At 57.4% G+C, this 1358-nt stretch carries 2 protein-coding genes; both read right to left on the bottom strand.

Annotation, left to right across the window (positions count from 1 at the left end; translation table 11 throughout):
• Positions 1-179: 179 nt before the first annotated feature.
• Positions 180-344 (bottom strand): DUF1328 domain-containing protein, encoded by a 165-nt coding sequence (locus tag J0I64_RS15465; RefSeq protein ID WP_046142315.1) that lies wholly within the window; start codon positions 342-344, stop codon positions 180-182.
• A 113-nt stretch (positions 345-457) separates the two neighbouring features.
• Positions 458-1252 carry a response regulator gene (locus tag J0I64_RS15460; RefSeq protein WP_291409831.1) on the bottom strand — a complete coding sequence of 265 codons (795 nt, stop codon included), beginning with the start codon at positions 1250-1252 and terminating at the stop codon, positions 458-460.
• Positions 1253-1358 lie beyond the last annotated feature (106 nt).

Raw genomic sequence — 1358 nt, 5'->3', positions numbered from 1 at the left:
AGGGTTTTGGGCTCGACATTGCCAATCCCGTGCAGAACCTCAATGTCACGACGGTTGCCATCAAGGAGTGGGTAGGGCTGCTCGTCTATCACTGGACCGGAAAGACCAGCACTTTGCTTCCGGGGCAATGAAAAACGGCGGCCGATGGGCCGCCGTTTTTCATTGGAATTCAGAAGTTTTTATGTGCGGCGGAAAAGGCCGATAACCAGCGAAATGACCAGGAACGCCAGGAACAGGAAGAACAGAATCTGGGCGATACCCGCAGATGCACCGGCTATGCCGCCAAAGCCAAGAACGCCGGCGATGAGAGCGATGACAAGAAAAACGAGAGCGTAGTAAAGCATGGGTGCCTCCATGAGGTTGTCTTGCCAAATAAACGCGGGCCGATTGGGCAAGTTCCTGAAGGCAACAAAAAAGCCGGCGTAGCCGGCTTTTGAGTTTTGCATGGGACGGAGGCTTACGCAGCAGCGCGAGATCCATCTTCGAAGAACAGCGCCTGACTGATCAACGCCTTCACCATATCCGGATTGAACGGCTTGGTCACGAGGAACGTTGGCTCTGGCCGCTCGCCGGTAAGCAGGCGTTCGGGGAAGGCGGTGATGAAGATCACCGGCACCGAATGGGTATTGAGAATATCGTTCACAGCGTCGATGCCTGAGCTACCATCGGCCAGCTGGATATCGGCTAGGATCATGCGCGGCTGGGTCTGGTTGAAGAGGTTGACCGCCTCGGTGTGGGTACGTGCGATGCTGACCACCTTGTGGCCAAGGCTTTCCACCATCTGCTCAATGTCCATCGCGATCAGAGGTTCGTCCTCGATGATCATGATTTCGGTGGCAACCTGGCGGGAAATGTCGTGCGCGGCTTCGTCGAGCAGCTTGGCAAACTCGGCGTCGCTGGTGTCGAGCACTTCGGCAGCCTGGGCGTGAGTGAAGCCTTCGACGGCGACCAGCAGGAAGGCCTGGCGGGGGCGCGGCGCGAGGTTCGCGAGGTTACGCGCAGCGCGCTGTTCCCAGGCAAAATTCGACATGGGTTCGGGGATATCGACGGCCGACGAAGTGAAGAGCGCAGAGAAGAGCTTGTACAGTGCGATCCGATCGCTCGTTGCTTCCGGGAAAAGCGAGATATCGGCGATCAACGCTTCCAGCGTGGCCGCGACATCAGCGTCGCCAGACGTCTGCGACCCTGTGACCGCCCGGGAGAACCTCCGGAGGTACGGCAGGTGCGGCGCGATCCGCGTAGACAATGACATGTAGGAACTCCAGTGACGCTTGAGATCGTGACTTCACGAAAACACTAAATGCCCCGACCAAACAAAAGTTCCGCAGGCGTGGAACTATTTTTGATCCATTGAATTT

The organism is Devosia sp. (assembly GCF_017307565.1).
Taxonomy (GTDB): domain Bacteria; phylum Pseudomonadota; class Alphaproteobacteria; order Rhizobiales; family Devosiaceae; genus Devosia.
This window is presented reverse-complemented; position numbering and strand designations above follow the sequence as displayed.

Bases quoted from the DNA above. Each gene is read 5' to 3' on its own strand.
- J0I64_RS15465 (WP_046142315.1), bottom strand. From the start codon at position 344: ATGCTTTACTACGCTCTCGTTTTTCTTGTCATCGCTCTCATCGCCGGC.
- J0I64_RS15460 (WP_291409831.1), bottom strand. From the start codon at position 1,252: ATGTCATTGTCTACGCGGATCGCGCCGCACCTGCCGTACCTCCGGAGG.